Origin of the sequence: Mycobacterium sp. SMC-11 (genome assembly GCF_046250095.1) — a bacterium.
Lineage (GTDB): Bacteria > Actinomycetota > Actinomycetes > Mycobacteriales > Mycobacteriaceae > Mycobacterium > Mycobacterium heraklionense_A.
Window position 1 is genome coordinate 382,469 of the sequence record NZ_CP176430.1, and the last position, 18,824, is coordinate 401,292.

Annotated in this window: 20 protein-coding genes; 10 read left to right on the top strand and 10 right to left on the bottom strand. The window is 68.6% G+C overall.

Annotated features, from left to right (window positions below):
- Positions 1-9 precede the first annotated feature (9 nt).
- Genes ACKY0X_RS01810 through ACKY0X_RS01820 form a run of 3 tightly spaced genes read left to right on the top strand, consistent with a single transcriptional unit; the run spans position 10 to position 2,805 of the window.
- Positions 10-903, top strand: a complete 894-nt coding sequence (locus ACKY0X_RS01810; RefSeq protein WP_409428073.1) for a hypothetical protein — start codon at positions 10-12, stop codon at positions 901-903.
- On the top strand, positions 900-1,670 hold the full coding sequence (locus ACKY0X_RS01815; RefSeq protein ID WP_409428074.1) for a TrmH family RNA methyltransferase: 771 nt from the start codon (positions 900-902) through the stop codon (positions 1,668-1,670). Before ACKY0X_RS01810 ends, ACKY0X_RS01815 begins: the two co-directional genes overlap by 4 nt.
- A 16-nt stretch (positions 1,671-1,686) precedes the next feature.
- Positions 1,687-2,805, top strand: a complete 1,119-nt coding sequence (locus tag ACKY0X_RS01820; protein ID WP_409428075.1) for a glycoside hydrolase family 76 protein — start codon at positions 1,687-1,689, stop codon at positions 2,803-2,805.
- A gap of 21 nt (positions 2,806-2,826) precedes the next feature.
- Here ACKY0X_RS01820 and ACKY0X_RS01825 read toward each other — a convergent pair whose 3' ends face one another.
- Entirely contained in the window at positions 2,827-3,525 is a 699-nt protein-coding gene (locus ACKY0X_RS01825; protein WP_409428076.1) for a DedA family protein, read from the bottom strand.
- An 87-nt stretch (positions 3,526-3,612) separates the two neighbouring features.
- On the opposite strand from ACKY0X_RS01825, the gene fbaA reads away from it, so the two are divergent.
- The gene (fbaA, locus tag ACKY0X_RS01830; RefSeq protein WP_409428077.1) at positions 3,613-4,644 is read left to right on the top strand and encodes a class II fructose-bisphosphate aldolase; all 1,032 of its coding nucleotides are present in this window, start codon (positions 3,613-3,615) and stop codon (positions 4,642-4,644) included.
- A gap of 129 nt (positions 4,645-4,773) precedes the next feature.
- Here the strand turns inward: fbaA and ACKY0X_RS01835 are convergent, their stop codons facing one another.
- Positions 4,774-5,613, bottom strand: a complete 840-nt coding sequence (locus tag ACKY0X_RS01835; RefSeq protein WP_409428078.1) for a hypothetical protein — start codon at positions 5,611-5,613, stop codon at positions 4,774-4,776.
- A gap of 119 nt (positions 5,614-5,732) precedes the next feature.
- On the opposite strand from ACKY0X_RS01835, the gene ACKY0X_RS01840 reads away from it, so the two are divergent.
- The gene (locus ACKY0X_RS01840) at positions 5,733-6,149 is read left to right on the top strand and encodes a DUF3151 domain-containing protein (RefSeq protein WP_409428079.1); all 417 of its coding nucleotides are present in this window, start codon (positions 5,733-5,735) and stop codon (positions 6,147-6,149) included.
- 21 nt (positions 6,150-6,170) lie between these two features.
- On the opposite strand, the gene ACKY0X_RS01845 is transcribed toward ACKY0X_RS01840, so the two are convergent.
- From ACKY0X_RS01845 to ACKY0X_RS01855, 3 genes are all read right to left on the bottom strand, one after another.
- Positions 6,171-7,058: a cation diffusion facilitator family transporter gene (locus tag ACKY0X_RS01845; protein ID WP_064888428.1), complete on the bottom strand. Its 888-nt coding sequence runs from the start codon at positions 7,056-7,058 to the stop codon at positions 6,171-6,173.
- A gap of 70 nt (positions 7,059-7,128) precedes the next feature.
- A complete protein-coding gene (locus tag ACKY0X_RS01850; RefSeq protein WP_409428080.1) occupies positions 7,129-7,914 on the bottom strand; it encodes a site-2 protease family protein in 786 nt (261 codons plus the stop codon).
- A 10-nt stretch (positions 7,915-7,924) separates the two neighbouring features.
- Complete coding sequence (locus ACKY0X_RS01855) at positions 7,925-8,590, bottom strand: peptidase M50 (RefSeq protein ID WP_409428081.1); 666 nt, start codon at positions 8,588-8,590, stop codon at positions 7,925-7,927.
- Between the two features lie 112 nt (positions 8,591-8,702).
- Here ACKY0X_RS01855 and ACKY0X_RS01860 point away from each other — a divergent pair, with 112 nt between their 5' ends.
- Both ACKY0X_RS01860 and ACKY0X_RS01865 read left to right on the top strand, forming a co-directional pair.
- A complete protein-coding gene (locus ACKY0X_RS01860) occupies positions 8,703-10,001 on the top strand; it encodes an adenylosuccinate synthase (RefSeq protein ID WP_409428082.1) in 1,299 nt (432 codons plus the stop codon).
- Entirely contained in the window at positions 9,998-10,654 is a 657-nt protein-coding gene (locus ACKY0X_RS01865) for a PaaI family thioesterase (RefSeq protein ID WP_409428083.1), read from the top strand. Before ACKY0X_RS01860 ends, ACKY0X_RS01865 begins: the two co-directional genes overlap by 4 nt.
- Here the strand turns inward: ACKY0X_RS01865 and ACKY0X_RS01870 are convergent.
- Both ACKY0X_RS01870 and ACKY0X_RS01875 read right to left on the bottom strand, forming a co-directional pair.
- A complete protein-coding gene (locus ACKY0X_RS01870) occupies positions 10,651-11,007 on the bottom strand; it encodes a DoxX family protein (RefSeq protein ID WP_065041972.1) in 357 nt (118 codons plus the stop codon). The genes ACKY0X_RS01865 and ACKY0X_RS01870 overlap by 4 nt on opposite strands.
- Before the next feature lie 106 nt (positions 11,008-11,113).
- On the bottom strand, positions 11,114-12,712 hold the full coding sequence (locus ACKY0X_RS01875; RefSeq protein WP_409428084.1) for a Na+/H+ antiporter: 1,599 nt from the start codon (positions 12,710-12,712) through the stop codon (positions 11,114-11,116).
- Between the two features lie 78 nt (positions 12,713-12,790).
- On the opposite strand from ACKY0X_RS01875, the gene purT reads away from it, so the two are divergent.
- The 3 genes from purT to ACKY0X_RS01890 are packed head-to-tail and all read left to right on the top strand — an operon-like array spanning position 12,791 to position 15,775.
- On the top strand, positions 12,791-14,044 hold the full coding sequence (purT, locus tag ACKY0X_RS01880; RefSeq protein WP_409428085.1) for a formate-dependent phosphoribosylglycinamide formyltransferase: 1,254 nt from the start codon (positions 12,791-12,793) through the stop codon (positions 14,042-14,044).
- 43 nt (positions 14,045-14,087) lie between these two features.
- Positions 14,088-14,492, top strand: coding sequence for a rhodanese-like domain-containing protein (locus ACKY0X_RS01885; RefSeq protein WP_409428086.1), 405 nt, complete (start codon positions 14,088-14,090; stop codon positions 14,490-14,492).
- A complete protein-coding gene (locus ACKY0X_RS01890) occupies positions 14,489-15,775 on the top strand; it encodes an O-succinylhomoserine sulfhydrylase (protein WP_409428087.1) in 1,287 nt (428 codons plus the stop codon). The genes ACKY0X_RS01885 and ACKY0X_RS01890 overlap by 4 nt, the downstream gene beginning before the upstream one ends.
- Before the next feature lie 40 nt (positions 15,776-15,815).
- On the opposite strand, the gene ACKY0X_RS01895 is transcribed toward ACKY0X_RS01890, so the two are convergent.
- From ACKY0X_RS01895 to ACKY0X_RS01905, 3 genes are all read right to left on the bottom strand, one after another.
- Positions 15,816-16,670 carry an SDR family oxidoreductase gene (locus ACKY0X_RS01895; protein ID WP_065041968.1) on the bottom strand — a complete coding sequence of 285 codons (855 nt, stop codon included), beginning with the start codon at positions 16,668-16,670 and terminating at the stop codon, positions 15,816-15,818.
- Positions 16,671-16,725: 55 nt separating this feature from the next.
- Positions 16,726-17,487, bottom strand: coding sequence for an isocitrate lyase/phosphoenolpyruvate mutase family protein (locus ACKY0X_RS01900; protein ID WP_409428088.1), 762 nt, complete (start codon positions 17,485-17,487; stop codon positions 16,726-16,728).
- Between the two features lie 127 nt (positions 17,488-17,614).
- A complete protein-coding gene (locus tag ACKY0X_RS01905; RefSeq protein WP_409428089.1) occupies positions 17,615-18,799 on the bottom strand; it encodes an acyl-CoA dehydrogenase family protein in 1,185 nt (394 codons plus the stop codon).
- Positions 18,800-18,824 lie beyond the last annotated feature (25 nt).

Consider the following 18,824-nt stretch of genomic DNA (forward strand, 5'->3'; position numbering starts at 1 on the left):
AGGACGGTTGTGCGGAGTCTGATCGCGCTGATATCAGCGTTGGCCGTCGCCTGCGCCGCGGCCTGCTCGGGTTCCGGCGCGGCCGGACCCTACGGTGCCCAGAGCGCCCCGATTGATTCGGCGCTCACCATCTTGGGCTGGGAGATGACCCTGTCCAACCTGCGGTGGGAAGTCGATTACGCACTGGTCGACGTCAAGGCTCAGGTCGCCGACGCCGGTGCTCCGCACGCCGCCGCCGGTGATCTGCGGTTTGGCGTGTACGGCACCCCGGCGCACCCGATCGAGACCACCGGACTGGGCAGCTGCAAGATGCTGGGGGAATTGGTGCCCACGCCGTTGTCGGCCAAGGAGTCCGACCGGTTGAACGGGACCGTCTGCCTGGGTCCGCTCAAGGAGCGCAGCGCGCTGCGCGGGCTGTATGTTTACTCGCCTGCCGACCGGATCAAAGACACCACGGTGGCCTACGCCGCGGCGTTCCCGGTGGGGCTGGCGCCGGTCAATCCGGGCGACACCGGTCTGCAGCTCACCACCCAAGGCGTGGCGGCCTATCGGGCCGACGGCGTGCCGCTGGCGCCGACGGCCCTCGGCGACCCGAAGGCGTTCACCGGCGCCGGCTACATGGTGCTCAACCTGTCGGTCGACGCGGTCGCCACGCAGTACCGCGACGACGCGAAAGACCGTGGCGGACCGCTGATGTTGATCGCCGGACCGTCGACGCCGATACCAGGGTTGGGCGCGGACTGCGTCGCGGCCGGATCGTCGGTGTTGATCCTGCCGGAGGCGTCACTCAACTCGGTGCACGTGCCGACCTCACTGTGCACGCACGGGGAGATCAACGCCGCGCTGCTGTATCCCTCGGTGTCGGTAGTGGGCACGCACGCCGCCGTGTGGACCACGTCGTGACCGACTCGTCGCACCATCCCGATTCATGCGGCGGTCCCAGCCTGCCCTCTCCTCCGTCGAGCCTCGCTGAACCGCCGGATTCATGCGGCGGTCCCAGCTTCGCCTCTCCTTCGTCGAGCCTCGCTGAACCGCCGGGCCCCACCGAGTGGTTCTCGCCGGCCAACGGTGTCGGCCCCTGGCAGGGGCCACTGCCCAGCGACTCCCACTACGACCCGGAGCTGCTGCGCGAGGGCGACAGTCGCAACGTCGTCGACGCCTACCGCTACTGGACCCGCGAGGCGATCGTCGCCGACATCGACCGGCGGCGGCACCGGCTGCACATCGCGATCGAGAACTTCGGCCACGACGCCAACATCGGCTCGGTGGTGCGCACCGCCAACGCGTTCGCCGTGCACACGGTGCACATTGTCGGCCGGCGGCGATGGAATCGGCGCGGCGCCATGGTCACCGATCGTTACCAGCGACTGCTGCATCACGAAACCGCCTCGGAACTCCTGGATTTCGCCGCGCAGCAGGGGCTCACGGTCGTCGCGGTGGACAACGTGGCCGGGGCGGTGCGCCTGGAGCAGACCGCGTTGCCGGTCGACTGCCTGCTGGTGTTCGGCAGTGAAGGCCTTGGCATCAGCGACGAAGCCCGTGCCGGCGCGGATCTGACGGTGTCCATCGCCCAGTTCGGTTCGACCCGCAGCATCAACGTCGGGGTGGCTGCCGGGATCGTGATGCACGCCTGGATCAGCCGTCATGGCCACCTGGACCAGGCCTGGTAGGGCAGGATCAACGGCTATGGATCTCCTCTGGGCAAACCGGGCCGAGAGCGCCGAAGCTGCCGTCACAGCGAGACACCTCAAGTCGCTCTGGCACCTGCCGGGCACCCAGCTGGGGGTGGTGGCCTGGCCACCGATCCGGCGCGCCCCGCACTGGCACTACTGGTGGCAGGCGCACCTGCTGGACTGCCTGGTCGACGCCCAGTTGCGCGACCCGCAACCCCAACGGGTGACCGGAATCAAGCGACAGATCCGCACCCACCGGCTGCGCAACGTGGGCCGCTGGACCAACGCCTACTACGACGACATGGCATGGCTGGCATTGGCGATTCAGCGGGCCTGCCTGGTCACCGGCCTCGACCGGCACCGCGCGCTGGGCACCCTGACCCGGCAGCTGACCGACTCGTGGATGCCGGAGGCCGGCGGCGGCATTCCCTGGCGCAAGGACGAAGAGGACCTTCTGCCCTTTTTTAATGCCCCCGCCAACGGTCCGGCCGGCATCTTTCTGGCCCGTGAACCCGGGTGGCTTCAGCGTGCCCAGCAAATGGGCGACTGGATCGACGCCACCCTGATCGACCCGGACACCGACCTGGTGTTCGACGGCATCAGGGGGGGCTCGCTGGTGCGCGCCGAGTACACCTACTGCCAGGGCGTGGTGCTTGGGCTGGAGACCGAGTTGGCGGCGCGCACCGGGGAACCCCGTCACGCCGCTCGGGTGCACCGACTGGTGGCCGCGGTGAGCAAGCGGATGGCCCCGGGCGGGGTCATCAAGGGCGCCGGCGGCGGCGACGGCGGGCTGTTCGCCGGAATCACCGCCCGCTACCTGGCGCTGGTCGCCACCGCGTTGCCGGGGGAGTCTGATGCCGACGCCGAGGCACGCGACACCGCCGGCAAGCTGGTGCTGTCGTCGGCGAAATCCGCTTGGGATTACCGGCAAACGGTCGACGGGCTGCCGTTGTTCGGGGCGTTCTGGGACCAGGCCGCCGAGGTGCCCCGAGCCGACGGCGCGGTGGCCACTTCCATCGCCGGTGCGGTGCGTGAGTCCGAGATCCCCGAACGGGACCTGTCGGTGCAGTTGGGTGGCTGGATGCTGATGGAGGCCGCGCACTGTGTCGCGGCCGCGGTGCCGGCCCGGTGACCCTGCGCTGAGGGCGCCGGTCTACTCGGGATTCTGCGCCGTGAGCGCAGCGTCAGCGGTGGCGTTGGCGGGTGCTGCGCCGCCGCGGCGGCTGCGGTAAGCCTTCGCCGTGGCGATGAACGCCGGGATCATCGACACGAACAGGATCACCAGGATGATCTTTTCCAGGTTCTCGTGGACGAACGGCACGTTGCCCAGGAAGTAACCCAGCGTCGTCACCCCGGCACCCCACAGGATGCCGCCGACGATGTCGAACGCCAGGTACACCGGGTAGCGCATGTAGGACACCCCCGCCACCACCGGCACGAACGTCCGGACGAACGGCGCGAAGCGGGCCAGGATGATCGCCCACGGCCCGTACTTCTCGAAGAACGCGTGCGACTCGGTGACGTAGTGCTTCTTGAAGAAGCGGGAATCTTCCTTCTTGAACAGTGCCGGCCCGATCCGTCGGCCGATGAAGTAGCCGCACTGATCGCCCAGCACCGCCACGACAGCGACCGCGGGCGCCAATATCCAGATGTCGGGAGCCAGCCCCTTGGCGGCCAGCAGACCGCCGGTGAACAGCAGTGATTCACCGGGCAGCAGGGGGAACAGCAGTCCGGTCTCGATGAAGACCACCACCAGGATGGCCGGCAGTACGGCGCCGTGGAAGATGCCCCCGGCACCGAGCCAGTACATCGGGTCCAGCAGGCCCGGCATCGCGACCGCGGTGGTGCTCATGACGCACCAACATACCGGGGGCCACCGGTGAAACCGCCCCTGCGATACTCGAGGGCAGTTTCGGTCAGCTCAGAGGAGAGATTTCCCATGCCCATCGCCACCCCCGAGATCTATGCCGAGATGCTGGGCCGCGCCAAGGAGAACGCGTACGCGTTCCCCGCGATCAACTGCACGTCGTCGGAGACCATCAACGCGGCGATCAAGGGTTTCGCGGACGCGGGCAGTGACGGCATCATCCAGTTTTCCACCGGCGGCGCCGAATTCGGCTCCGGACTGGGCGTCAAGGACATGGTGACCGGCGCGGTGGCGCTGGCCGAGTTCACCCACGTGATCGCCGCCAAGTACCCGATCAACGTGGCCCTGCACACCGACCACTGCCCGAAGGACAAGCTGGACGGGTTCGTGCGGCCGCTGCTGGCGATCTCGGCGGAGCGGGTCAAGGCCGGCGAGAACCCGCTGTTCCAGTCGCACATGTGGGACGGCTCGGCGGTGCCGATCGACGAGAACCTGGAGATCGCCCAGGAGTTGCTGGCCCAGGCCGTGGCCGCCAAGATCATCCTCGAGGTCGAGATCGGCGTGGTCGGCGGTGAAGAGGACGGTGTGGAAGCCGAGATCAACGAGAAGCTCTACACCTCGCCCGAAGACTTCGAGAAGACCGTCGCCGCCCTGGGCGCCGGCGAGAAGGGCCAGTACCTGCTGGCCGCCACCTTCGGCAACGTGCACGGCGTCTACAAGCCGGGCAACGTCAAGCTGCGCCCGGACATCCTGGCCGAGGGCCAGAAGGTGGCGTCGGCCAAGCTGGGCCTGGCTGACGGCTCCAAGCCGTTCGACTTCGTCTTCCACGGCGGCTCGGGCTCGCTGAAGTCCGAGATCGAGGAGGCGCTGCGCTACGGAGTGGTGAAGATGAACGTCGACACCGACACCCAGTACGCGTTCACCCGCCCGATCGCCGCGCACATGTTCACCAACTACGACGGCGTGCTCAAGGTCGACGGCGAGGTGGGCAACAAGAAGGTCTACGACCCGCGCAGCTACCTCAAGAAGGCCGAGGCCGCCATGACCGAGCGGGTCATCGAGGCCTGCAACGACCTGCACAGCGCCGGCAAGAGCCTGGCCTGAGTCGTTGACTCTGCGTCCACGGCGGGGAAGTTCGAGTAACCCTCGCCGTAGGCGCAGAGTCAACGAAGCGCGGTTGGCTGCCGTGCCTGATTCGGCAGCCCAGCTTCGCCTCTCCTTCGTCGAGGATCGCTAGCTGCCGTGCGACTGGCAGATCTTCCACTGGTCGTCGCGGAACTGCAGGTCGAAGCTGCGGGTTGAGCGAACCCGCGGCTCGTAGGCCATGAACGCGGTGACGTTGGCTTCGGCCTGCCCCTCGTTGACCACCACCTCGTCAATGCTGGCGACAACCGGGTACTGCTTGGCCGCCGCAATGCGCTGGTAGGTGTCGTCCCAGGCCTTCTGGTCGTAGTTGACGTAGCGGTCGCGAATGTCGCCGCAAGTGAGGCTGCGCAGTGCCGCCAGATCACCGTTCTGCATGGCGATGTCGAAGTTTTGGATGGTGGCCCGCACATGCTCTTCCTGCGAGGCGGCCTGCCGAGTGTCGCGGGTCAGCCACAGCGTGCCCAGCACCGCGATGGCCGCGAGCGCCAGGATGATCAGGATCACCGCCATCACCCAGCCCCAGCTGCGGGACACGGTGGACGGCAGCTTGCCGCCGACTCGAGCCGGGATCTGTTGCGGTATCGCCTTTCCCGTCTCATCGCTCTGCTGAGCGATCAGTTCGGTGTCCGCATCGCCCACCGATGGGATGACCTCGGTGTGCCCGGCGTCGAATCCGGGTGCGGTGAAGCGGCGTTCCGGGGATCCGTCGGGTCCGGGTTCCTTGGGGGCGGCCTCGGTGGTGATCACCTCGGTGACGGCGTCGGCTTCGGCCGGTGTCTCCGCCAGGACGGCCGTCGCGGTCTCGTCGTCCGCCGATGCGACAGGCTGGATTTGGGTGACCTGATCGTCGCCGTCGGGCTGCTCGCTGGGAGTGTTGGCTCCGTCGTCGGTCGGCTCGGTGTTGTCCGGTTCCGGTGGGTTCGGCATGTGTGGCTGATCCTCCAATGTCCGCGCCGGCTGATTCGGATCGGCTGGCGCTAGTTTACTGAGCGAGGCTGCGGATTGTCGGAGTGGCTGGCCACGGACGGCACGGCAGAATGGACGATGTGACTCACACCGGTGATCTCCTCAGGCCCGATCCGACCTTGTTGCCCGGCGACCCCGCCGCCGAGGCCGCCCTGCGGGCCAACCAGGACCCCGAGATTGTCGCGGCCGCGCATCCGGCGGCCTCGGTGGCGTGGGCGGTGCTGGCCGAAGCGGCCTTGGTCGAGGACAAGGCGGTCACCGCATACGCCTACGCGCGCACCGGTTACCACCGGGGCCTGGACCAGCTGCGCCGCAACGGGTGGAAGGGCTACGGCCCGGTGCCGTACGCGCATGAGCCCAACCGTGGCTTCCTGCGGTGTGTGGCCGCGCTGGCGCGTGCCGCCACCAGCATCGGGGAGACCGACGAGCAGGCGCGCTGCCTGGCTCTGCTCGACGACTGCGACTCCGGTGCCCGCGCTGCGCTGGGGCTGAGCTGACCCACGGCGCGCCCTAGGGCATCAGCATCCGAGTGGGCAACGACCACCCTGTCCGGCAGGTTCCACCTGCACGGTGGCGTGGGTCAGCCCGCGAGCGGCCAGCACGGCCCGAGCGTCGGCCAATACGCGGCCGGCGTCGGCGCTGGTGCCCAGGTGGGCGGTGGCCATGTCCTGGCCCGGAACCAACGTCCAGACGTGCAGGTCGTGCACGTCGGTGACGCCGTCGACGGCCGCGAGCGCCGCGCGCAGCTCGGCGACGTCGATGTGGCTGGGAGATGCCTCCGACAGGATCCGCAGGGCCGCGCCGGCCAGCGCGAACGCCCGCGGAAGCACCCACAGCGCGACGAAGACCGCGACCACCACGTCGGCGTAGGGCCATCCGGTGGTGATGGTGACCACGCCGGCGATCAGCACGCCCACGCTGCCGACGGTGTCGGCGACCACCTCCATGTAGGCACCGCGCACCGCGAGACTCTCGGTCGAGTGCGATCGCAGCAGGAGGGCGACGCCGATGTTGACGGTCAGTCCGGCCAGGGCGACCACGATCATCGGCACCCCGGGCACGTCCGGCGCGGTGCCGATGCGGCGGACCGCCTCGGTGAGGATGAACGTCGCCACCCCGATCAGCAGCACCGCATTGGCGACCGCGGTGAACACCTCGGCGCGGTGCCAGCCGTAGGTGCGCGACGGTGACGTGCTGCCGCGCCGGGCCAACATCACCGCCGCCACCCCCATGAACAAGGCGGCCAGGTCGGTCAGCAGATGGCCTGCGTCGGCCAGCAGCGCCATCGAGTTGATGGTGATCGCCGTGGTCAGTTCGATGACGAAGAACGCGCTCAGGATGGCGGCGCCGACGACCATTCGAGACAGTCGGGAGTCGGTATGACGGTGATCGTGACCGGCGCCCATGGGAGGTGAATATAGGCGGACCGGTCCGCTGTCGGGCGCGAAGTCGGGTTCACGCTCGGCGACGAGGAACTCAGAACCAGGAGTTCCAGAACTGCGTCAGGCTCAAACCCCACGACACCAGCAGGCGCGGCACATCGAACAGGTCGAAGAACCACAACACCATTCCGAAGAACTTCTGGTTCAGCATCGGCGACGCCAGCAGCAACATCAGCAGCACCAGCAGGCCCCACTGCCGGAACGGCGCCACGGCGCGTTGGGTGGCCGGACTCAGGTGGGGCTCCAGCGCGCCATAGCCGTCCAGGCCCGGCACCGGAAGCAGGTTCAGCACCACTGCGGTCAACTCCAGGAAGCCCAGAAACGCCACCCCGGACCAGAACACCGGGTGGGCGGGGTCGTAGAGGGCGCGGGTGGCGCCCAGCAGCAGCACGGCCAGCACCAGGTTGGCGGCCGGGCCCGCCAGGCTGACCAGGGTGCGGCGCCGCGGCGTCATGAACGACGTCTGCACATAGACCGCCCCGCCCGGCAGCCCGATGCCGCCCAGGACGATGAACAGCATCGGCAGCACCAGGGACAGCCCCGGATGGGTGTAGCGCAGCGGGTTGAGGGTCAGATAACCGCGCATCTGGGCGCCGTGATCACCGAACCGCCACGCGGTGTAGGCGTGACCGAACTCGTGCAGACACAGCGAGACCAGCCAGCCGGCGATGACGAACACGAACACCCCGGCGTAGGCCAGCGGCCGGATCTCTTCACCGGCCTGCCACGCCAGTGCACCGCCGAGGGCCGTCACGGCCAGCAGTGCCAGGAAGACCGGGCTGGGCCGTACCGCCTGCCCGCGCAGCGGATGCACGTTCACGCAGTAGAAGCTATCCGACCAGCCACCAGTCCTCGACGTGCCGATAAAAGGTGGACCGCTTGACCGTTCGGCTGCTGTAGATGCCGTCGCGCACCACCAGCGCGCCGGTGGTGCCCAACTGGGCCGCGCGGCCCGTCACCCAGCGTCGTACCCGGCCGCGCCGGACCGGGACACCGGCACGCACGCCCGGTGCGGTGCCCATCGGCTCGATCAACACCTCGGCCACATCCCCGTCGAAGAGGGCGGCGTCGTCGACGATCCCCTCACCGTGCAGCACCGCGGCGCCGTCCACCGGCAGCCACCGGCCGACACCCACCAGGGCAGTGCCGGCATCGTCGCGGACCAGCGGCACCGGCCGAGCGGCGCCCCGCCGGGACCGCCGCGCGGCCCGCCACCCGGACGGCAGCCGGTAGGCCGCGGTGGCCGGTGTGCGCCGTCGCGGCACGTACCCGACCTCGACATCGAGGCGATCGGTGCGGAGCAGCCGGGTCAGTATTCGCGCCAGGTCCGCGTCGGCGCCGACGACCACCAAGCGGCGGTAGCGGGCGATCGCGGCGTCCAAAGCGTTCAAGTCATCGGTGCTCGTATCGGCGCCGACCTGCACCGTTGGCAGCCCGTGCAAGGGGCGCGGCAGCGGCCGTCCGGCAAACAGCAGGACGACAGTTTCGGGAGGCATCTTCAGGCTCTCCGTGCCGTTAGTGGCGTTCAACACGCTCCTTGTGAATCTCTTCAGATAGGCTCAGTCACCGGCTGGACCACAGTAAGCCAAGACAGTTAGCGAGAATTCCATGCCGGCAATCGTCGTCATCGGCGCCCAGTGGGGCGACGAGGGCAAAGGTAAAGCGACCGACCTACTCGGTGAACGAGTGCAGTGGGTGGTGCGCTACCAGGGTGGCAACAACGCCGGCCACACGGTCGTCCTACCCACCGGGGAGAACTTCGCACTGCACCTGATCCCGTCCGGGGTCCTGTCGCCGCACGTCACCAACGTCATCGGCAACGGTGTGGTGGTCGATCCGGGGGTGTTGCTCGAGGAGCTGGCCGGCCTAGAACGCCGCGACGTGGACACCTCGCGGCTGCTGATCTCCGCCGATGCGCACCTGCTGATGCCCTATCACGTGGCCATCGACAAGGTGACCGAGCGCTACATGGGCAGCAAGAAGATCGGCACCACCGGCCGCGGCATCGGGCCCTGCTACCAGGACAAGATCGCCCGGATCGGGATCCGGGTCGCCGACGTGCTCGACCACGAAACGCTGGCCCAGAAGATCGAGGCCGCCCTGGACTTCAAGAACCAGGTGCTGGTCAAGATCTATAACCGCAAGGCACTGGAGCCCCAGCAGGTTCTCGAAGATCTGCTGGAGCAGGCCGAGGGCTTCAAGCACCGCATCGCCGACACCAGTCTGCTGCTGGGTGCCGCGCTGGACCGCGGTGAGAACGTGCTGCTGGAAGGCTCGCAGGGCACCCTGCTCGACGTCGACCACGGCACCTACCCCTACGTGACGTCGAGCAACCCCACGGCGGGCGGCGCCGCGGTGGGCTCCGGTGTCGGTCCGACCCGCATCACCACGGTGCTGGGCATCCTCAAGGCCTACACCACCCGGGTCGGTTCGGGACCGTTCCCCACCGAGCTGTTCGACGCCTACGGCGAATACCTCTCCAAGACCGGCGGTGAGGTCGGGGTGACCACCGGGCGCCAGCGGCGCTGCGGCTGGTTCGACGCGGTGATCGCGCGCTACGCCACCCGGGTCAACGGCATCACCGACTACTTCCTGACCAAGCTCGACGTGCTCTCCAGCCTGGAGACCGTGCCGGTCTGCGTCGGCTACACCGTCGACGGCAAACGCACCGACGAGCTGCCGATGACCCAGGAAGAGTTCGCTCGTGCCGAGCCGGTCTACGAGGAACTGCCGGGCTGGTGGGAGGACATCTCCGGTGCCCGCGCCTTCGAGGAGCTGCCGGCCAACGCGCGCGACTACGTGTCGCGGCTCGAGGAGATCGCCGGCGCGCAGGTCTCGTGCATCGGGGTCGGTCCCGGGCGGGAGCAGACCATCGTGCGACGCGATGTGGTGAGGGGCGGCGCGTGAGCGAGGAGCAGTCCGCGCAGGGCGCTGACGACACCGCAGTCGACCCCGACTACGCCAGCCACGGTGGCTTCCCGGACTACGCGGTCGTCGACCCGAGCCCGGGCTTCGAGCGGTTCGTCACCACCATGCGGCGGCTGCAGGACCTGGCGGTGTCGACCGACCCCGACGACGCCACCTGGGACGACGCCGCCGATCGCGTCGAAGCGTTGGTGGGGTTGCTGGAGAAGTTCCCGGCGTCGCAGGCTGTCGCCCCGGCCGGGCGGGCGCCGTCGATGCCGGGCATGGGCAGCCTGCTGCTACCGCCGTGGCGGATCAGCCGGTTCGAGCCCGACGGCGTCTCGATGACGGGGTCGTTCAGCCGATTCCATGTGGGCGGCAACTCCGCGGTGCACGGCGGCGTACTGCCGCTGCTGTTCGACTGGATGTTCGGGATGGTGGTGCACGCCGCCAATCGCCCGATCAGCCGCACGGCGTTCCTGCACGTCGACTACCGCAAGGTCACTCCGATCGACACCCCGCTGCTGGTGCATGCCCGGATCGAGCGGGCCGAGGGGCGTAAGGCGTTCATCGGCGCCGAACTCACCGACACCGACGGCACCGTGCTGGCCGAGGCGCAGGGGTTGATGGTGCGGCTGCTGCCGGGGCAGCCCTAGCCGGAGCTTGGGCCCTTGATGGTCATCGCCGCGAACAGGGTCAGCAATGTTGCGGCCGGCACGGTGTTGACGACGGCGTCGCGCACCCGGATGTGCGCGCCGACCGCCAGGACGAAGTACAACGTCAACGCCGCCGTGGTCAGCCGTGCCAATCCCGGAAACCGGTGCACCGACAGCAGGCCGACCGCCGAAGCGGCTTTGACGATCGGCAGGACCTTGCGGACCTCGGGTGAGCAGCCCAGCTGGTCAAGCGCCGTGGCGATGTAGGGCACCGGAATGGCGCAGGCCACCGCGTCGGCGACTTGGAAGGCCGCCAGCCCCGTGTAGGTCTTCGGCGATGTCAGGACACTCATGGATCCGACCCTAGCCGCGGGATAGCGCCCACCGCGAGTGGGAATCTCACGACGCGACACGCCGCTGAGGCGTCGTGGAATTCCCACTCGGCGAGGGGCCCGCGGGTCAGTCGAGATTCAGCGTCGCCTCTTCCAGATCCAGCCGGTGCAGCACATTGCGCAGCACCTGGTCGTCGATGCGGCCAATGTCGCGTTCCTTGATCAGTGCCACCCGTTCGGCCGCCAGCATCTCCAGCCGAAGCCGGCGAAACGCCGCGGCGGCGGTCTCGTCGCTGTCGTCGTGGGCGGGGTCGAAGCGCCGCAGCCGTTCCCGGGCCGCGTTGCGCCGCCGGGTGTTCAGGCCGCGCAAAGCGTCGGCGGCGCGCTCGCTGGCCGGTGACGGCTCCGTCGAGGCGAGCACTTCGTCGAGGCGCTGGGCAGCGGCCAGGGCGGCCTTGTCCTGCGCGGCGGCCGCGGCAATCGCGTCGGCGTGGTCCTGGTTGGTGGGCACGCCCAGCCGGCGGATCACCCAGGGCAGCGTGAGCCCGTGCAGCAGCAGGGTGCCGACTACCACCACGAAGGTCAAGAACACCAGTTGCGGACGCCCCGGGAACGGGTCCCCGGACAGCGTCGTCAACGGCACACCGAAGGCGGCCGCGAGCGACACCACACCCCGCATGCCGGCCCAGGCCAGCACGAACACTTGACCCGGGGTCGGCGCGGCTTCTCGTTGCCGGACCTTCTCCGACAGGATTCGGGGTGCGTAGGCGAAGGTCACCACCCACACCGCTCGCACCGCCAGCAGCGTCCCGAACACCGCCAGCGACGCCACGATCAGCGTGGAGAAACGCACGCCATGCAGGTTCTGCACTACGGCGGGTAGCTGCAGCCCGATCAGCAGAAACGCCAGTGACTCGAGCACCAGCTGCACGGCGCGCCAGACGGCCTGATCCTGCAGCCGGGTGGCGTAGTGGGCGCGGGTGAAGCGCTGCCCCAGGATCAGCGCGGCGACCACCACCGCGAGCACCCCGGAACCGTGGATCTCCTCGGCCGCCAGATAGATCACGAACGGGGCCAGCAGCCCGACCGCGCTTTCCACTACCGGATCGGTCAGCCGAGCCCGGATGAACACAATGACGGCGCCGAACGCCACCCCGACCGCCACGCCGCCGACGGCGGCCAGCGCGAAGGTCAGCAGGCCCGTGCCCCAGCCGGTGGCCACGCCGATCGCCGCGGCCAGCGACACCTTGTAGACGGTCAGCGCGGTCGCGTCGTTGAGCAGGCTCTCGCCGCCCAGCAGCGTCATGATCGGCCGCGGCAACCCGACGCGGCGACCGACGGCAGTCGCCGACACCGCGTCCGGCGGCGCCACGATCGCGCCCAGAGTCAGCGCCGCGGCCAGGGTCAGTTCCGGCACGGTGTAGTAGGCGACCACGCCGACGGCGACGGTGGTGGCCAGCGGCAGTCCGACGGCCAGCAGGATGATGGGGCGCCGGTTGCGGCGCATGCTGATCACGGAGCTTTCCAAACCGGCCGACCACAGCAGTGGCGGCAGGATCACGAACAGCACCAGTTCGGGCCGCAGGACGATCTCCGGTACCGCCGGGATCAGTCCGACCAGCAGGCCGGTAATCACCAACACCAGGGGCGCGGACAGTCTGCGATGCCGCGCGATGGCCGCGACCAGCACCGCGGCCACCAGGGGCCCCAACAGTGCGGCGTTCATCGTCGCTGCACCTCCATCCGCTTTCCCCCTATCCTGGAGCAGCATGCAACATTGCCGTGGCACGGGGAGGGTGGGGCGGTGAACGGCGAGGCGGGTGAGTTGGCGACCGAGCGGTTGCCCGTCGACGGTCCCAGCCGTACCCGGGTCGCCTTGCTCGGTTCCGGTGATCTCAGCCGCGAGCTGGTGACGGCGCTGCAGCGCCTGGGCGCCGAGGTGATCGCTGTCGATCGCTACGCCGACGCCGCGTTGCACGGCATCGTTGACCGCTCGGTGGTGGTCGATCTCGGCGACCAGGACGAATTGGCGGCGGCCATCCGGTGGTTGCAGCCGAAATTCGTGGTGGTTGCCTCCGAGGTGGTGGCAACCGACGCACTGACCGCCGCCGCCGACACCGGCTTCACCCAATTGGTGCCCGGCATCCGCGGGGCCCGGTTGGCCGCAGACCCCGAGGGCATGCGGCGGCTGGCCTCCGAGGAGCTGGGGCTGCCCACCGCACCGTTCTGGTTCGCCGGCTCGGTCGAGGAACTGCGCGAGGTGGCGCAGCGGGCCGGTTACCCGATGTCGGTCAAACCGGTGAGCGGCTCGCTCGGCGAGGGCCGTTCGGTGATGGTCCGCGACAGCGACATCGAGCCCGCCTGGCAGCGCGCGGTAGCGGCCAGCGCGTCGGAGACGCCGCCGCGGGTGCTGGCCGAGACCGTGGTCGAGTTCGACAGCGAGGTCACCCTGCTGGCCGTCCACGGTGACGGCCCGAACGGGCCGGCATTGGACTTCTGCGCACCCATCGGTCACCGCAGCGTCGAGGAGCCGAACGGCCAACTGACAGTGGAGTTCTGGCAACCGCACCCGATGAGTGCGGTCGCGCTGGATGCGGCCAAGTCGATCGCCGCACGGGTCGCCCGCGCACTCGGAGGACGCGGGCTGTTCGGGGTGGAGCTGCTGGTATACGGCGATGAGGTGTATTTCGCCGGGGTCAATGTGCGTCCGTACGACGCCAACCTGCTGACGTTGCGCACCCAGCGGCTCTCGGGGTTCGAGCTGCAGGCGCGCGGGATCCTCGGGCTGGCGACCGACACCATCATGGTCTCGCCCGGGGCGGCCCGGCTGATCTACTCGCGCCGTCCCGTCGGCACCGCCGTCGAGACCACACCGGACAGCGTGGCGGTGGTCGCCGATGCACTCAGCGTGACTGAAAGTGATGTGGTGGTGTTCTCCCACCACGAGGGGCACCCGCGTCGGCGGCTGGGCTTGGCGCTGGCCACCGGGCCAGACGTCGCGGTCGCCCGCGACCGTGCGGCGCAGGTGGCGACCGTTCTGGGCAAGCTCTGGCCGTGACCCGCCGTGGCGTGAACCGGGTTCAGGTGCAAGACTTCCGCAGGTGAGCTACGCAGGAGATATCACACCTGAGCAGGCCTGGGCGATACTGCGCGATGACTCGGCGGCGACGCTCATCGACGTGCGCACCGACGCCGAATGGCGCTTCGTCGGACTGCCCGACGTCTCCGGGCTGGGCCGCGAACTGGTCTGCATCGAGTGGGTTCACTCCGACGGAACTCCCAACCGCGACTTCTCCCGTGAACTGGCCGCGCGCGTCGCCGGCGGGCCGGTGATCTTCCTGTGCCGCTCCGGCAACCGCTCCATCGGGGCCGCCGAAGCCGGTACCGCGCTGGGCCTGACCCCGTCCTACAACGTGCTGGACGGCTTCGAGGGCCACCTCGACGAGCACGCCCACCGGGGTGGCACGGGCTGGCGGGCCGTCGGCCTGCCCTGGACGCAGTCATGAGCGACTCGCAACCGACCCGCTCGGGTAGATGTGCCGGTCCCAGCGTCGGCTCTCCTTCGTCGAGCCTCACTGAACCGTCGGTCCGCATCCCGAAACCGCTGCCGGACGGTGTCAGCGCGGCCACCATCGGGGTGCGCGGCGGACTGCTGCGCACCCAGTTCGAGGAGACCGCCGAGGGGCTGTTCCTGACCTCCGGATACGTCTACGACTCGGCGGCCGCCGCGGAGCAGGCGTTTACCGGCGAGGTCGACCGGTTCGTCTACTCGCGCTACGGCAACCCGACGGTGTCGATGTTCGAGGAACGACTGCGCCTGATCGAAGGGGCACCGGCGGCGTTCGCCACGGCCAGCGGCATGGCGGCGGTGTTCGTGGCACTCGGCGCGCTGTTGAAGGCCGGCGATCGCCTGGTGGCCGCGCGCAGTCTGTTCGGATCCTGCTTCGTGATCTGCAACGAGATCCTGCCCCGCTGGGGCGTGGAAACCGTGTTCGTCGACGGCGAGGACCTGGCGCAGTGGGAGCAGGCACTCTCGGTACCCACCCAGGCGGTGTTCTTCGAGACACCGTCCAACCCGATGCAGTCGCTGGTGGACATCGCCGCGGTCACCGAGCTGGCGCACGACGCCGGCGCGAAAGTGGTGCTGGACAACGTGTTCGCCACCCCGCTGCTGCAAAAGGGGCTACCGCTCGGGGTGGATGTGGTGGTGTACTCCGGCACCAAGCACCTCGACGGGCAAGGACGAGTCCTGGGCGGGGCGATCCTGGGCGACCAGGACTACATCGACGGCCCGGTGCAAACCCTGATGCGGCACACTGGACCCGCGCTGAGCGCCTTCAACGCGTGGATCTTGTTGAAAGGCCTTGAAACGCTGGCGATTCGGGTTGACTATGCAAATTCCGCGGCGCTGCGGATAGCGGAGTTCCTTCAGCAGCATCCGGCGGTGAGTTGGGTTCGCTACCCCTTCTTGGCGTCGCACCCGCAATACGATTTGGCGCGCAAACAGATGTCCGGCGGCGGCACTGTCATCACCTTCGAACTTGACGGGCCCCAAAGTGGCGCCAAGCAGCGGGCATTCGAGCTGCTGGACAAACTGAAACTGATCGACATATCCAACAACCTCGGGGATGCGAAGTCGTTGATCACCCATCCGGCCACCACCACCCACCGGGCGATGGGGCCCGACGGGCGTGCCGCGATCGGACTCGGCGACGGGGTGGTGCGGATCTCCGTCGGGCTGGAAGGCACCGACGACCTGATCGCCGACCTGGACCAGGCGCTGGGATAGGCAGACGCCCGGGATCACTCTGGGGAGTGATCCCGGGTGCTCAGTCGCCTTCGACGACGCCGGTGGCGTGCTGCGCGCGGTCCTCGTACGCCTTGCGGGCCGCGGTGTCGAACTGCAAGAACACCGTGTCGTTGTGGGTCTTCTTGTTCAGCCAGCGACGGCCCCGGTCGGGCAGCAGGCTCGCCAGGATCGAGACGCGACGCCCAAAGCTGGGCACCGAGACCAGTGTCTTGGGCTTGTCGAGCACCTTGACCACCCCGGCGGCGATGTCTTCGGGTTCGACCGGCTTCTGGGCTGCCGACGGCGTTGTGCCCGAGATCAATTCGGTGTTGGTGAAGGTGGGTAGCACGGCAGAGACCTTGACGCCCTGCGGTGCGAACTCATCGGACATCGCGGTGGTTAGGCCGACGACGGCGAATTTGGTTCCGGCGTAGAGCACTTGACCGGGTACGGCCACGACGCCGGCCAGCGAGGCGATGTTGATGATGTGGCCGCTACGGCGCTTGATCATCTCCGGGAGCACCAGCTGGCAGCCGTTGAGCACGCCGTAGAAGTTGACCTCGGTCGCCGAGCGGATGGATTCGGGTGACTGGTCGAGGAACGGCCCGACCGGCATGACGCCGGCATTGTTGATCAGCACGTCGATGTGGCCGTCGCCGTCGGCACGGGCCTTGTCGAGGAAGGTCGAGAACGATTCGCGGTCGGTGACATCCAGCGGGTGGCCGCTGACCTGACCGCCCGAGCTGAGCTGCTTTACCGCCTTGTCGAGAACCGCGACGTCACGGTCGCCGATGACGACCCGAGCGCCACGCGCCAGCAGGGCGGTGGCGGTGGCCAGCCCGATACCACGGGCGGCGCCGGTGATGGCAATGGTCTTACCGCGAATGTTGTCCACGACGACGAACTTAACAGGTGTCAAATTCGGTGTCGACGGTACGGGAAGGCTGGGCTCAGGCCCAGCGGGCCAGGACCTCCCCGGCGTGCTTGCCCAGGGTGGCCTGCAACAGCGGTCCGAAGCTGATCCGCGCGATACCGAGCGGGCCGAACGAGGCGGGATCGGCGGTATCGGGTGCGGCGAGCGCGTTGACCGGCTTCGGCAAGGCTTCGGCCAGGATGCGCAGGGTCTCTGCGTCATGGAAACCGACCGGGTAGAGCACGTCGGCTCCCGCGTGCGCGCATTCGGTCAGCCGCGCAATCGCCCGATCGACGCGGTCGGCGTCGTCACCGTCTTTGCGCAGGAACAGATCGGTGCGGGCGTTGATCACCAGGTGTGGGCCTGCGGCGTCGGCGGCTGCCCGCAGCGCGGCCACGTACTCGGCATGCTCGGGCGACGACCGCAGCCGCTTGTCTTCGCTGTGCACCGAGTCCTCGATGTTGCACCCGACCACACCGGCATCCAGCAGGCCGTCGACCAGCCGGGCGGGCGACTCGGCGTACCCGGACTCGATGTCGAGCGACACCGGCACGTCCACGGCGGCGGTGATCTGGCGTGCGCGGTCCAGGACCTCGGCGAACGACATACCCTCGCCGTCGGTCTTGCCCAGCGATTCGGCGACCGGCTTGCTGCCGATGGTCAGCGCGGCGAATCCGGCGCCGACGGCCAGCTTTGCCGACCACACGTCCCACACGGTTGGCAGGATCACCGGATTGCCCGGTTGGTGCAGCGCAAGGAAGGCCGCCGCCTGTTGTCCAAGAACCTCGTGACTCGTCATTTTCACAACACTGCCATGTGAGAATTATCGAGTCGTCGTCGGGCCTCGGTCCTGGCTGGTCGTTGAACGCCGAGGGTCTTAGGTCCGCGAATCGGGGCTCCGACGGGCCGCCCGCAGCTCGCGCGTCTCAGCGGAAGGCGCCGAGGCCGGTGAACGCCTGACCAAGCACCAGTTGGTGCATTTCGGGGGTGCCCTCGTAGGTCAACACCGACTCCAAGTTGACCATGTGCCGAATCACCGGGTATTCCAGCGATATCCCGTTGCCGCCCAAAATGGTTCGGGCGGTACGGCAGATCTCCAACGCGGTGCGGGTGTTGTTGAGCTTGCCGAAGCTGACCTGCTCGGGGCGCAGCCCGGCGCTGTCTTTGAGCCGGCCCAGGTGCAGGGACAGCAACTGTCCCTTGTGCAGTTCCAGGGCCATGTCGACGAGCTTGGCCTGGGTGAGCTGGAAACCGGCGATCGGCTTGCCGAACTGAGTGCGCTGGGTGGCGTAGTCGCGGGCCGCCTGCCAGGCCGAGCGGGCCGCACCCATTGCGCCCCAAATGATTCCGTAACGCGCTTCGGACAGACTGGCCAATGCGCCCTTGACGCCGCGGGCTTTGGGCAGCATGGCCTCGGCGGGCAGACGCACGTCGTCGAGCACCAGTTCACTGGTGATCGAGGCGCGCAGCGACAGCTTGTGGTGGATGGTGTTGGCGTTGAACCCGGGGGTGTTGGTGGGCACGATGAAACCGCGGACGCCGTCGTCGGTGGCCGCCCACACCACCGCGACGTCGGCGATGGAGCCGTTGGTGATCCACATCTTGCGGCCATTGAGAATCCAGTCGGATCCGTCACGCTTGGCCCGGGTGGTCATGGCGGCCGGATCGGAGCCGACGTCGGGCTCGGTCAGCCCGAAGCAGCCGATCAGCTCACCGGCGGCCATACCCGGCAGCCACTGCTGCTTCTGCTCTTCGGAACCGTTGTTGTAGATCGAATACATCGCCAGCGAGCCCTGCACCGACACCAGAGAGCGCAGGCCGGAGTCGGCGGCCTCCAACTCCACGCAGGCCAATCCGTAGTGCACCGCCGACGCCCCGCCGCAGCCGTAGCCGTCCAGGTGCATGCCCAGTAGTCCGAGTTTGCCGAATTCCCGGGCCAGTTCACGGGCCGGTAGGTCGCCGATCTCGAACCACTCGGCGATGTGCGGCATGACATGTTCGGCGCAGAACTTGGCGACGGTGTCGCGCAGCGCGATCTCGTCGTCGGAGAGCAAGCTGTCCAGGCTCAGCGGATCGATCGGGTCGAAGGGCGCGGTGCTACCGGTTGCCATTCGTTCATCCTGCCACCCGGCGGGT

What these genes read in the sequence shown, in the direction of transcription:
- ACKY0X_RS01820 (WP_409428075.1), top strand. Translation starts at nt 1,687, where the DNA reads ATGGATCTCCTCTGGGCAAACCGGGCCGAGAGCGCCGAAGCTGCCGTC.
- ACKY0X_RS01825 (WP_409428076.1), bottom strand. Translation starts at nt 3,525, where the DNA reads ATGAGCACCACCGCGGTCGCGATGCCGGGCCTGCTGGACCCGATGTAC.
- fbaA (WP_409428077.1), top strand. Translation starts at nt 3,613, where the DNA reads ATGCCCATCGCCACCCCCGAGATCTATGCCGAGATGCTGGGCCGCGCC.
- ACKY0X_RS01835 (WP_409428078.1), bottom strand. Translation starts at nt 5,613, where the DNA reads ATGCCGAACCCACCGGAACCGGACAACACCGAGCCGACCGACGACGGA.
- ACKY0X_RS01845 (WP_064888428.1), bottom strand. Translation starts at nt 7,058, where the DNA reads ATGGGCGCCGGTCACGATCACCGTCATACCGACTCCCGACTGTCTCGA.
- ACKY0X_RS01855 (WP_409428081.1), bottom strand. Translation starts at nt 8,590, where the DNA reads ATGCCTCCCGAAACTGTCGTCCTGCTGTTTGCCGGACGGCCGCTGCCG.
- ACKY0X_RS01860 (WP_409428082.1), top strand. Translation starts at nt 8,703, where the DNA reads ATGCCGGCAATCGTCGTCATCGGCGCCCAGTGGGGCGACGAGGGCAAA.
- ACKY0X_RS01870 (WP_065041972.1), bottom strand. Translation starts at nt 11,007, where the DNA reads ATGAGTGTCCTGACATCGCCGAAGACCTACACGGGGCTGGCGGCCTTC.
- ACKY0X_RS01875 (WP_409428084.1), bottom strand. Translation starts at nt 12,712, where the DNA reads ATGAACGCCGCACTGTTGGGGCCCCTGGTGGCCGCGGTGCTGGTCGCG.
- ACKY0X_RS01890 (WP_409428087.1), top strand. Translation starts at nt 14,489, where the DNA reads ATGAGCGACTCGCAACCGACCCGCTCGGGTAGATGTGCCGGTCCCAGC.
- ACKY0X_RS01900 (WP_409428088.1), bottom strand. Translation starts at nt 17,487, where the DNA reads ATGACGAGTCACGAGGTTCTTGGACAACAGGCGGCGGCCTTCCTTGCG.
- ACKY0X_RS01905 (WP_409428089.1), bottom strand. Translation starts at nt 18,799, where the DNA reads ATGGCAACCGGTAGCACCGCGCCCTTCGACCCGATCGATCCGCTGAGC.